This is a genomic window from Pseudomonas sp. FW306-02-D09B, assembly GCF_058782685.1.
This window is the reverse complement of record NZ_JBYSXY010000025.1, coordinates 45789-55630: the sequence shown is the minus strand read 5'-3', so window position 1 is coordinate 55630 and position 9842 is coordinate 45789. Positions and strand designations below refer to the sequence as shown.

Genomic DNA, 9842 nt, shown 5'->3' with positions numbered 1-9842 from the left:
CAGGCCGACCTGGTAAAAGCACGGCCTGCCTGACGGCAGGCCGTTACCGGCCCGCACACAAAATATCTGACAGTCCCAGCTTCCAACACACCACACCTTCATCGGACATTTCCCGCAACCCGCATCGGTTCCCGCCGCTTTACCCCCAGTCACCTCACCAGATAACCTCCTCGCGTCGCTGCAAAATCAGCGACCGGATGTGGAAGTCCGTTCTATAGCTAAAGGCGCCCAAGCGCCCATACACATGTCGGCGTTTTTTATGCCAACATTGTCGTGTTATGGCGGCTGTGCGCGGGGCACTCCCGAGTGCGCCGGGATCCTTTAGCCCCGGTCTTCCACACCTGCGTACGGCTGCCACCCTCATGTGGAAGTGAGATTGGCGGTTTACTGAATTGCTAAAGGAGCTTCACTCATGAAAAAGATCACCCCCAATCCCCCCGAATCCGCAGCGGTTTCCGATCCCACCACCCACATCTTCACCATCGCCCCCAACATCGACACCGAAACCCTGCTAATCCACGCCTCCGAAACCCTGGCATCCCTGAACGCCATGACCACCGACCTGGCCTTTGAACTCGAAGGTTCGCGCCGCCATGTGGCCTTGGCCATGCAGCAACTGGTGGTACTCAGCGAGTTGTTGGTGAATCGCGCACTGGAGCACTTCGATACGCCGGACTTGGCGTCCGGGATTTCGTTCGCTGCTCGTCACTGAGTGCTCATGCTGGTTCATTCACTGGAGGTTTTGTTATGGCTCGATACATGCCGATCACCGGCATTGATTGCACAATTGCGTCGCTGTTGATCGATACCGAAGCGCCGGTCGATGTGCTGCACGATACGGCGGCGTATCGCATTCGCAGCGTGACGCAATTGCTGGAAACGCTTTCCCTGGGCGAGGGGCTTGGTCGTGATGCGTTGCTGTTGCGGGACTTCGCGCGGGTGTTGGTGATTCCGCTGCGCGATGGGTGTGATTTGATGGATGTGGTTGGGCGGCGGTTGCAGCGGTAAACGAAAAGGGGCGACCGTTACGGTCGCCCCTTGTCAATTGTCGACCTGTTTATAAGGCTTTAGCGTATTGGCGGGGCAGATTATTATTTTTTGAAGTGCCCCACTCTATCTGCCCACTTATTTCTGAAAATAACCGACAGTCAATCTACGTTCTCATTAGCCTCTTTTGTGGCCTGTTCTTTCTTTCGGTTTTTTAAATCTCTTCTGGCCGCCCATACAAGGCCAATGATTGTAACGGCAACAAGGATGATGATTTGTTCAGTAGGCATTTGCTTTCCTTCATAAGGCATCCGTTGGAATAGCGACGTCCCTGAATTCGCATAAGGTGTGTCCATGCTAATCAACGAGAGGAATGAAATTGTTAAGAATATGTACCTCAGATGTAAAAGAGTGTGATCGGGGGAGGGGGAAATAATTAAAGTGTTACAGAAGTTGTAGAAAGTATGCAGGAGCGGCCATTGCGGTCGCTCCTTATTTATTTCGAGGCTTTATATCGAACGCTGATTAACCCGCTTGCTCAGTTCCTCCGCGCTTTCCTTGCGCTCCGAATAGCGGTCGACGAGGTCGGGGCGGTCGCGTAGCAGGAGGGTGAATTTCAGCAGTTCTTCCATCACGTCGACCACGCGGTCGTAGAGCGCGGAGGGTTTCATGCGGTTCTGATCGTCGAACTCCAAGAAGGCCTTCGGCACGGAGGACTGGTTGGGGATGGTGAACATGCGCATCCAGCGCCCCAGCACGCGCAGTTGGTTGACAGTGTTGAACGACTGCGAGCCGCCCGAGACCTGCATCACGGCCAGGGTTTTGCCCTGGGTCGGGCGTACGGCGCCCATTGCCAGCGGCACCCAATCTATTTGCGCCTTGAACACGGCGGACATCGAGCCGTGGCGTTCCGGCGAGCACCACACCTGGCCTTCGGACCACTGCATCAAGGTCAGCAGCTCCTGGACTTTCGGGTGGTCGCTGGGCGCGTCGTCCGGCAGCGGCAGGCCGGACGGGTTGAAGATCCGCGTTTCGGCGCCAAAGTGTTCCAGCAACCGGGCCGCTTCTTCCACCAACAGGCGGCTGAACGAGCGCGGGCGGGTCGAGCCATAGAGCAGCAAAATGCGTGGCTTGGGGTTGTCGACCGCGGCGTGGTGCAGGGTGTCGGACAGCAGCGAGTCGAGGTTTGGCAGTTGATCGCTCATGCGGCGCTCCAGGCTAAAGGGTGGCGATGCGCTCGAGTTCGCGCTGGAGGGCGGCGGCGTCGAGGCGTTCGAAGGGCAACTGGAGGAAAGCGCGGCAACGGGTTTCGATGGTCGCCAGTGTGGCGTTGAAGGCGGCGGTGATTTGTTCTTCGCTACCGCTGACGTCGGACGGGTCTTCAAGCCCCCAATGCGCCTTGAGTGCGGGGCCGAAATACACCGGGCAAGTTTCACCGGCGGCCTTGTCGCACACGGTGATGACGATGTCTGGCGGGCTGTCTGCAAAGGCATCGTTGCCCTTGCTGCTCAGCCCGTCAGTGGCAATGCCGGCGGCCTGCAAGGTGGTCAGGCTACGCGGCAGGACCTGGCCTTTGGGAAAGCTGCCGGCGCTCACAGCCTCGAAACCTGCTGGGGCGAGGTGGTTGAACATGGCTTCGGACAGGATGCTGCGGCAGCTGTTGGCCGTGCACATGAACAGGACTTTCATCGGTTACTCCGTAGGGCGCCGGGTCGGGGGTAGATATATGGTTTGGCGAATATACGGATTGTCGGATATCAGGTAAAGCGCGGTGAGTGACATCAGGGAGTAGATTTCTTGACCGAAACGAAAATGGGCGACCGCATCGGGTCGCCCATTTTTTCGGGATCGGCAGGGAAGGGTGACACACCGCAATGCTTCCCTGCGTGGCGCTCTGCTTTAGATTTAGAGCTCCAGACCTTCCTGTATCACCGAGAGAAAGTTGTCCTCATCGAGCTTGACCGGGTCTGGTTGCGGTTGTCCGCTGCGTGGGATTGTCTGTATCTGCCAATAGGCTTCACCGTGTTCGGTCTCGGTTCGGCGCAAATACCGCTCTTGGCCTTTGGAGAGGATATCGACACGGCCCATGCTGCCAATGACGAAGCGCGCGATGGGGTCGAGGGTGATGTTGTGGTGGTTGCCCTCGATCAACAGTTTGTCGATGGCATAGTTGAAGCTCTCGCCGGAGGGGAGGTTTTCGATAACGTGTGTGGGGATGCGACGAATGTTCAAGCCAGCTTCGGTCAGTGGCTCCAGCCATGCTTCAAGCTGGTGGTACATCGCATAGACCTGTATCGGCCAATGCTCAATCGCCGTGTCTGCGCAGGCTTCCGCGTCCGCACGGGTTTGTTGTTTCTGTTTCAGTTTTACAGCGAGCTCATCTGCCTTACTCATTCCGATTCCCTATCGTGGTGTGAATTTTAGCGATGCCACACCAAGGTACTTCACCTGGGCATGCGATGACCAGACCGAAAAAAGCTCAGAGAAAAAAGCGCGATTGGACTGTGTTTTTACGGCGGGAAGCTGTGGCTATTGTCCTGTTTTCCTGTCGGAAGCTTGGTTGAAGGGCACTGCTGTTGTCCTGTAAACTCCGCGCTCGATTTTTCGAGAGTCGAACTAACACTCGATTGAAAGTTACTGCGTACTTTGCAGGTGTCTGTTCTATTTATACCTATCGATAGAGTAGCAATCGGAGTTGTTGATGTTAGTGAGTCACTGGATAGAGTAACTCGTATTCAGCTCAAGGAATGATATCTGGCCTACCGATCTCATCGGTTAACATACGTGTGAAACTTTAAATATGATCAAGCAAAGTGTGAAATCCATCGCGTCCCTCGGGTTGGTATTGGTGGCGAGCCTCGCCTGTGCCTCGGCTCCTGAGAAGGTTGACTTGGGGGAGTTGTATGACAGCTATCTTGAGCACAATCAGTCCTCCATGAACATGCCGCAGTTCAAGAAAGAGATTCTGATTTCCGGCAGCGTTCTCGGCGTTTCAAAGAACTTCTCCGGCGAAGCCGTGATGGAGGCCGGTCTTGCCGATTCTGATGAAGTACTGGCAAGACTGACGGGTTTTGACGCGGACGAGTCGAACAAGATGGACGCGATGGCGGTCGGTACCGACTTTAAAGCGGTGTGCGTACTGGCGATGACGATGGGGTCGGAATACATGGCCCTGACTGACTGCGTGTTCAAGCCGTAAGTGCGTGTTCAATCCTCTTGGGCAGTGTTGGCGTTCACCGCCTTCGCGAGCCTGGCCGTAAACGCTCAGCCGCTGGATCAGCGGGATTTGATCGAGCGTTTGACGCACTGCACGGCCTCTTTGCAAGACGTTGTGGTCTTCAACGGTCTGGTTGAACGCAAAGAGCTGACGCTGACCGCAGCGTCGGAGTTCGAACCGTGGGGCGGTCTGGCCTGGACCATCGAACCTGCGCTGTCCTTTGGTAACGTGAGTTCGTCGGTGGCGGTGATGAGCGACCATCGCAGTTTTTACCTACGGGTGCCGTCCACTCAACCCGGTGTGGATATCCGGACAACGGCTCAGCAGTTGCAACTGGCGAATACCGGCAGCGGCGGTGAGGCCAACGATTTCCGTAAGGTCATGGACGACCGAACGCTGCAGGCGATGTCTACTGGCGAGCCGGATAACTACTGGGTTGGATGTTTCTACGATCAAGATGCGGTACAGCGGCAGTTCGATCTGGAACTCAATGCAACGCCAGAACGTATGAATGAAAAAAATGCCAGGCAACAGGCATTGGGCAATGAGAGTTAATATTGTCCCGGTGATTTCATACACCTGAACACTTAATGGCGTATACGCCATAAGGAAAAAGGGCCGGTCACTCATGTCTGTAAGTCAGGAGTGGCCGGTCCTTTATGTGCCGTATTTCCCATGCCGCCATGGCAGTTGCGTTACTCTTCGTTGCGTTAAGTATCCTACCGAATTCACCGCATTGTGCTTTTCTATAGGCGCGGCATGTACAACCTGTTGTGAGCAACAGGTGGTTGAAATGTCCGTGTGAGCAGAATCGTGCTGGCATTAAACGTCAGCTCGACAATGAGGCAACCAACCGATTCGCCTCCGGGGAGAGGGTTAATGAAAAAACTGTATGCACTGGTTGCGCTCTTTGCGCTGACGATTGGCAGCGTCGGCATGAGCGACGCTCGGTCCCATCGCGATAAGCAGCAGACCGAGTCGGTGGCGGGGGTGTTTGATTACTACCTGCTGACGCTGTCCTGGTCGCCGACGTTTTGCCTGACTCATCAGAACAACCCGCAATGCTCGGGCAAAGGCTATGGCTTTGTCCTTCACGGTCTATGGCCGCAGTACGCCAAGGGCGGTTGGCCGGAGTCGTGTCCGCCGATGGTGCCGTTGTCGCCAGCGGAGCAAAAACAAGGGCTGACGCTGTTTGTGACGCCAAAATTGCTTCAGCATGAATGGTCCAAGCACGGCACCTGCAGCGGTCTTGGTGCCTCGGGTTATCTGGATATGGCGGACAAGGCGGTTGGCACGGTGAAAATCCCGGATAAGCTGAAACCCTTGAGCACCGAGATCTACTTTCCTGCGCAGGAAATTGCGCAGATGTTCCGTCAGAGCAATCCCGGGATTCCAGAGAATGGCATCGCGATTGTCTGCAACGGACCCGAGTTGTCGGAAGTGCGCGTGTGCCTGGGTAAAGACTTGTCGTTCGGGTCTTGCGGCAAGGGCGTGAAAAGTCAGTGTCGAGCAGGTGATATTCGGGTTCCGCCAATGCGTTGATGGGGATCGTTGTCGATTTATTGGCATAAAAAATGGGCGACTTCGGTCGCCCATTTTTGTGTGTTCGTTGCCTTGTAAATGTGTTGCCTGTCGGTTCGTTATGCCGGCTCGCTCAGTGCCTGCATCGGCAACCCCAGCGCTGCCAGGTCTTTGCGCAGTTGCGCGGCACTGGTGAACTGCAGCGCATTGAAGCCTTCCTGACGTGCACCTGCGATGTTCGGCGCGTGATCATCGATAAACACCGCATGGTGACCTTCGAACCGGTAGCGAGATTTCAGTAGCTGGAAGATCGCCGGGTCGGGCTTGATGAGACCTTCTTCGCCAGACACCAGAATGCCCTCGAACGTGCGCAGAAAGGGAAAGCGCTGAAGGGCAATCGGGAAGGTTTCGGCAGACCAGTTGGTCAGCGCCAGTAGGCGGACGCCTTTGGCGTGCAGTTCATCGAGGATCTGCACGCTCTCTTCCAGCACACCGCCGAGTGTTTCTTCCCAGCGCTCGTGGTACGCACGAATCAGCGCCTCTTGCGACGGATGCCGCGCGATGGCTTCCTCGACCCCTTCCTGCCACGACCGGCCTGCGTCCTGGCGCTCGTTCCACTCGGGAGGGCAGACCTCGGAAAGAAAAGTCTCCATGGCCTGTACGTCTTCGCCGAAGATCTTCCGGTAAAGGTTTCTTGGGTTCCAGCGAATCAGCACGTTACCGAGGTCGAACACAACGGTGTCGATGGTTGCGGGGCGGTTCAGAGTGTTCATGCTTTTCCTCCATGGATTGGCTTCTGTAGACGGTTTTAGGGAGCCCTTGTTTTACCGCATCCCAAACCGAATGACACCCTCCGTAAACAAACTGATCATCCATCTGAACGGCCCATACAGCAGCGCGCTGCCGCCTTCGATTCGGCCGGTATCGCGGTGGTTCTCCTCATCTTCCAAAATCGACTGGACCGTTTCATAGGCCGCCAGGTCGTTCCGGCTTTCAAGGTAGGAGAGCTGGTTTTTCAGATGGCTCACCACGACCGACTCCACGGCCCAGGTGCAGGCCATGACGCCGCTTTTTCCGAGCAGTGCCGAGATAAAGCCCATGAACCAGCCCCCGGCGCCGCAGAGCCAGTAGCTCTTGCACTTGATGCCGTTGCGGCGCTGTATCTCTTCCCAGAATTGGTTCATGTGACGTTTTTCGTCTTCCATGAAGCTTTCCAGAAGAGGCACGTAGTCTTTGCGTAGCAGGCGCGATACAAGGATCTGCGATCGGTAAATGTTGATAGCGCCGAATTCCCCGGCGTGGTTCACCTTGAGAATCTTTCTGGCGGTGTCCAGCGATGCGGTGCTGTCTTTATATTTCATTGGGTGTGGACATTCACTGGGCAGTATTGGTGGGAGGTTTTGACGTTTCAAACGAGCATCAACAAATGCGTTGAACATTACAGGAGAAAACAAGAAGCGGGGGTTATGACTCGCACCACAATTGCTCCTCATCACCCCTGTAGGCTAAGCTCCCCCGCCATTAAGGGATCTGGGCTTTTGCTCATGCCTTACCCTTCAAGGATGACGCTTTTGCCTACCCCCATTCACGACCCTCATTACACCCCGGCGGCCCGCTTAAACGCTTGCCGCTGCGCAAGGCTGCGATGATGTTTGTTGCGGCGGTCTGCCTGTGTTTGTGTGGCTTGCTTTACCTGCAACTGGAGCAGTCCCGGCGCTACGATTTGTCGTTGGCTGAAGTGGCGTCGTCGAACCTGACGCGGGCGATGGCGCAGCAGGCGCAGGACACGTTTCTGAGCGCGGACCTGGTGATGACCAGCTTGGTCGACTGGATTCAGGCAGAGGGTTTTGGCGTAGTGCAGAACCCGCGGCTGCAACAGATCTTCGCACGTCGGGTGCAGGCGCTCGAGCAGTTACACGGGCTGTTTCTGTTCGATAAAAACGGTCAGTGGGTGGTGACATCGTTTGATGACTTGCCGCGTCGCGGGGGTGTGGCGGATCGCGATTACTTCAAGTTCCATCAACAGAATCCTACGTTACTCGCGCATATCGGGCCGGCGATTCGTAGCCGGCAGAATGGCGAGTGGATCATTCCGATTTCCCGGCGGATCAACGATCAGCATGGCGAGTTCCAGGGCGTGCTGTTGGCCGGGATCAAGCTGTCGTACTTCGATCAGTTCTTCAAAAGCTTCAGCCTCGATGACAACGGTGTGATGTTTCTGGCGTTGTCGGACGGTACGCTGCTGGCCAGGCGACCGTTCGAGGAAGCGCGAATAGGCGAGTCGCTGGCGCGTGGGGATATTTTCCAGAAGTACCTGCCCCATGCCAGTTTCGGCAATGGGATGATCCGTTCGGTGGTGGATAACGTGATCCGGCTGTATGGCTATCGTCAGTTGGACGCCTACCCGCTGGTGGTTGCCGCGGCGACCCCGAAGGAGACGATTCTTCGGGGCTGGTATGCCAACGCCTATCAATCCAGCGTCGTCGTCGCCCTGGTGGTGCTCGGTGTGGGTTTGTTCGGTTGGGTATTTGTGCTGCAGGTTCGTAATGGTGAGCTTATCGAGGCGGATTTGCGGACTGCGCAAGAGCAGCTGGAAGTGATCGCGACTCACGATAGCCTGACCGGGTTGGCGAATCGTCGGCTGTTCGAGCGGGCGCTGGACATCGAATTTGCACGGGGTGCGCGCCAACAGAGTTCGTTGAGCCTGATCATGCTCGATATCGATTTTTTCAAACGTTACAACGATGCCTACGGTCATGTGGCGGGGGATCAGTGCCTGGCGGAAGTGGCGCGCGCGGTAAACAGTTGTTGTCTGCGCAAATCCGACCTGGCGGTGCGTTATGGCGGTGAAGAGTTTGCGGTGCTGTTGCCCGACACTGACATTCACGGTGCCTTTACGATTGCCGAGCAGATCCGCCACAGTCTCAAGGACAAGCACATCATCCATTCAGGCGCGCCTTCGGGGCATCTGACGGTGAGCCTGGGCTGTTATGCGTTTGTGCCCAAAGACGGGGATAGCATCGAAATGTTTATCGAGCGGGCAGACGCGGCGTTGTATCAGGCGAAAAACTTGGGTCGAAACCGCACGGTGGTAATGTCGATGGAAGGAAATCCTGAAGTGGTCGTGCATCCAGAAGTCTGATGAAAGGGCGGGGCGCGGTTGCACAGTGGACCCGCCTGTAATGTTTATTTTTTTACGAGGCACCGCATGAAGTATTCACCTTCGCGACGTTCATTGTTGAAGGCAGGTCTGACACTGCCATTGATCACACTGGTCGTTCCGGCCTGGGCTAACGCTTCGGCTGCGGATAAACCGCTGGCCGAGTTGTACAAGAAACTTGCCGAGTTGGAGAACAGTGCGAAAGGTCGATTGGGCGTTGCCTTGATCAACACTGCCAATGGTCACGAGATTCAGTATCGGGGCGGTGAGCGTTTTCCGTTCTGCAGTACTTTCAAGTTGATGTTGGCCGCAGCGGTGTTGCACAAAAGCATGGCTGAGCCGGGGTTGCTGGAAAAGCATATTGCCTATGCTGAAGCCGACCTGCTGTCTTACGCCCCCATCGCCAAACAGAATCTGGAACAGGGCATGAGCATCGCGCAGCTGTGCGCCGCCACGTTGCAATACAGCGATAACACTGCTGCCAACTTGTTGATCAAGGAGTTAGGTGGAGTGGCAGCGGTTAACCTGTTTGCCAAAGGCCTGGGTGATCCGGCGTTCCGGCTGGATCGCCAGGAGCCGGAGTTGAATACGGCCATTCCTGAAGATCCCCGCGACACCACGACACCGGCAGCGATGGCCGCCAGCGTGCAGAAAGTGGTGCTGGGTGATGCGTTGGCAACGGCGCAGCGTGAGCAGTTGGCAACCTGGCTCAAGGGCAACACCACTGGCGATGCGAGCATTCGGGCCGGCACACCGACGGGTTGGATCGTCGGCGATAAAACCGGTAGCGGCGACTACGGCACCACAAACGATGTGGCGGTGCTTTGGCCACAGACAGGCGCACCCGTGGTGCTCGCGGTTTACTTCACCCAACATCAAAAAGACGCCGAAGCACGTCGTGATGTTCTGGCGTCTGCCACCCGTTTGGTGATGGCGCACGTGTCCTGAGCAAGGAGT

The 9842-nt window shown here is 56.3% G+C and carries 12 protein-coding genes and 1 pseudogene; 7 read left to right on the top strand and 6 right to left on the bottom strand.

Annotated features, from left to right (window positions below):
- Positions 1-412: 412 nt before the first annotated feature.
- Entirely contained in the window at positions 413-712 is a 300-nt protein-coding gene (locus AC3WK5_RS27230; protein WP_103319239.1) for a DUF6124 family protein, read from the top strand.
- Between the two features lie 35 nt (positions 713-747).
- Positions 748-1008 (top strand): hypothetical protein, encoded by a 261-nt coding sequence (locus AC3WK5_RS27225; protein WP_103319237.1) that lies wholly within the window; start codon positions 748-750, stop codon positions 1006-1008.
- A gap of 140 nt (positions 1009-1148) precedes the next feature.
- On the opposite strand, the gene AC3WK5_RS27220 is transcribed toward AC3WK5_RS27225, so the two are convergent.
- From AC3WK5_RS27220 to AC3WK5_RS27205, 4 genes are all read right to left on the bottom strand, one after another.
- A complete protein-coding gene (locus tag AC3WK5_RS27220; RefSeq protein WP_256585291.1) occupies positions 1149-1277 on the bottom strand; it encodes a hypothetical protein in 129 nt (42 codons plus the stop codon).
- A 219-nt stretch (positions 1278-1496) separates the two neighbouring features.
- Positions 1497-2192, bottom strand: coding sequence for an arsenical resistance protein ArsH (arsH, locus tag AC3WK5_RS27215; RefSeq protein WP_103319236.1), 696 nt, complete (start codon positions 2190-2192; stop codon positions 1497-1499).
- Positions 2193-2205: 13 nt separating this feature from the next.
- Positions 2206-2676, bottom strand: coding sequence for an arsenate reductase ArsC (locus AC3WK5_RS27210; RefSeq protein ID WP_103319234.1), 471 nt, complete (start codon positions 2674-2676; stop codon positions 2206-2208).
- 216 nt (positions 2677-2892) lie between these two features.
- Positions 2893-3381 carry a hypothetical protein gene (locus AC3WK5_RS27205; protein ID WP_103319232.1) on the bottom strand — a complete coding sequence of 163 codons (489 nt, stop codon included), beginning with the start codon at positions 3379-3381 and terminating at the stop codon, positions 2893-2895.
- A 406-nt stretch (positions 3382-3787) separates the two neighbouring features.
- Here AC3WK5_RS27205 and AC3WK5_RS27200 point away from each other — a divergent pair, with 406 nt between their 5' ends.
- The 3 genes from AC3WK5_RS27200 to AC3WK5_RS27190 all read left to right on the top strand — a co-directional run bounded on the left by AC3WK5_RS27200 (position 3788) and on the right by AC3WK5_RS27190 (position 5746).
- Entirely contained in the window at positions 3788-4186 is a 399-nt protein-coding gene (locus tag AC3WK5_RS27200) for a hypothetical protein (protein ID WP_054596587.1), read from the top strand.
- The gene (locus AC3WK5_RS27195) at positions 4187-4759 is read left to right on the top strand and encodes a hypothetical protein (RefSeq protein WP_146039832.1); all 573 of its coding nucleotides are present in this window, start codon (positions 4187-4189) and stop codon (positions 4757-4759) included.
- Positions 4760-5083: 324 nt separating this feature from the next.
- Positions 5084-5746 carry a ribonuclease T2 family protein gene (locus AC3WK5_RS27190; RefSeq protein ID WP_103319228.1) on the top strand — a complete coding sequence of 221 codons (663 nt, stop codon included), beginning with the start codon at positions 5084-5086 and terminating at the stop codon, positions 5744-5746.
- A gap of 98 nt (positions 5747-5844) precedes the next feature.
- Here the strand turns inward: AC3WK5_RS27190 and AC3WK5_RS27185 are convergent, their stop codons facing one another.
- Positions 5845-6498: an HAD family hydrolase gene (locus AC3WK5_RS27185; RefSeq protein WP_103319227.1), complete on the bottom strand. Its 654-nt coding sequence runs from the start codon at positions 6496-6498 to the stop codon at positions 5845-5847.
- 51 nt (positions 6499-6549) lie between these two features.
- Positions 6550-7086 (bottom strand): demethoxyubiquinone hydroxylase family protein, encoded by a 537-nt coding sequence (locus AC3WK5_RS27180; RefSeq protein WP_158248925.1) that lies wholly within the window; start codon positions 7084-7086, stop codon positions 6550-6552.
- Positions 7087-7296: 210 nt separating this feature from the next.
- Here AC3WK5_RS27180 and AC3WK5_RS27175 point away from each other — a divergent pair.
- Positions 7297-8867: pseudogene (locus tag AC3WK5_RS27175) on the top strand (sensor domain-containing diguanylate cyclase).
- A gap of 66 nt (positions 8868-8933) precedes the next feature.
- Positions 8934-9833, top strand: coding sequence for a class A beta-lactamase (bla, locus tag AC3WK5_RS27170; protein WP_103319221.1), 900 nt, complete (start codon positions 8934-8936; stop codon positions 9831-9833).
- Positions 9834-9842 lie beyond the last annotated feature (9 nt).

What these genes read in the sequence shown, in the direction of transcription:
- AC3WK5_RS27200 (WP_054596587.1), top strand. Translation starts at nt 3,788, where the DNA reads ATGATCAAGCAAAGTGTGAAATCCATCGCGTCCCTCGGGTTGGTATTG.
- AC3WK5_RS27230 (WP_103319239.1), top strand. Translation starts at nt 413, where the DNA reads ATGAAAAAGATCACCCCCAATCCCCCCGAATCCGCAGCGGTTTCCGAT.
- arsH (WP_103319236.1), bottom strand. Translation starts at nt 2,192, where the DNA reads ATGAGCGATCAACTGCCAAACCTCGACTCGCTGCTGTCCGACACCCTG.
- AC3WK5_RS27220 (WP_256585291.1), bottom strand. Translation starts at nt 1,277, where the DNA reads ATGCCTACTGAACAAATCATCATCCTTGTTGCCGTTACAATCATTGGC.
- bla (WP_103319221.1), top strand. Translation starts at nt 8,934, where the DNA reads ATGAAGTATTCACCTTCGCGACGTTCATTGTTGAAGGCAGGTCTGACA.
- AC3WK5_RS27180 (WP_158248925.1), bottom strand. Translation starts at nt 7,086, where the DNA reads ATGAAATATAAAGACAGCACCGCATCGCTGGACACCGCCAGAAAGATT.
- AC3WK5_RS27190 (WP_103319228.1), top strand. Translation starts at nt 5,084, where the DNA reads ATGAAAAAACTGTATGCACTGGTTGCGCTCTTTGCGCTGACGATTGGC.
- AC3WK5_RS27185 (WP_103319227.1), bottom strand. Translation starts at nt 6,498, where the DNA reads ATGAACACTCTGAACCGCCCCGCAACCATCGACACCGTTGTGTTCGAC.
- AC3WK5_RS27225 (WP_103319237.1), top strand. Translation starts at nt 748, where the DNA reads ATGGCTCGATACATGCCGATCACCGGCATTGATTGCACAATTGCGTCG.
- AC3WK5_RS27210 (WP_103319234.1), bottom strand. Translation starts at nt 2,676, where the DNA reads ATGAAAGTCCTGTTCATGTGCACGGCCAACAGCTGCCGCAGCATCCTG.
- AC3WK5_RS27205 (WP_103319232.1), bottom strand. Translation starts at nt 3,381, where the DNA reads ATGAGTAAGGCAGATGAGCTCGCTGTAAAACTGAAACAGAAACAACAA.